The organism is Rothia sp. HMSC075F09 (assembly GCF_001810515.1).
GTDB lineage: Bacteria > Actinomycetota > Actinomycetes > Actinomycetales > Micrococcaceae > Rothia.
In genome coordinates, this window is record NZ_KV801787.1 from 1 (window position 1) to 694 (window position 694).

General features: G+C 53.3%; 1 protein-coding gene. It reads right to left on the reverse strand.

What is annotated here, in order from left to right:
- Positions 1–40: 40 nt before the first annotated feature.
- Positions 41–694: DUF6318 family protein (locus tag HMPREF2749_RS09285; RefSeq protein ID WP_070593581.1), on the reverse strand; the 654-nt coding region annotated here is incomplete at its 5' end.

Sequence of the window (694 nt, forward strand, 5' to 3'; positions counted from 1 at the left end):
ATTCCTCGTATCGGTGTGGTGTGTGAATTGAAGGAAGAAGCTATTTCTCGTTTTGCAATTCCTCTTCCGTTTTACTGCCAGCAATTTTCCAATAGCCGTCAGAGTAGGTGAAAAGGAAGTAGAAAGTATCGTCGCTGGTGTCAGTATTAGCCTGCATATCAAGGTGACCATTAGACTCCACGTACATAACAGTGGTCCAGAACCGGCGATGCAGCATTCGGTACTTTTTCTTTGCCTCATCGTAGATGAGCGGACCTTCTGGCTGATAGGCATCTAGGCCGTCAACAGTCCATCCGCCGTTCTGGTAAAGATCCTCAATGAACAGGTAAAATCCGTATTCTTCAGATTCGTCCGTAACGTATTTGAAAGCGTAGGAGCAGTCACCGGTCTGGATGGCATAGTTATGGGAGACAAGCCAATCCTTCATCATGCGGTAGAGGCCTTGTTCAGTCTCGGGGTACTGTTGCGGCTCGGCTTTCGGAAGAGGAACATTCTGCGCCGGACCATATTCGTCTGCCTTGCGATACTCGCCGTCAGGTGCCTTGGAACCGCCGGAGTAGCCGCGGGTAACGACCGGCTTCGGGGTTGCGCTTGCCGAAGGCGACTCAGATGCTGCCGCAACCGCCGAAGCGGTTTCGCTCGGTGCTGCGGAGGCGGCGGCTACCGCCTCATTGTTAGCCTGCTGGCCGCAGGC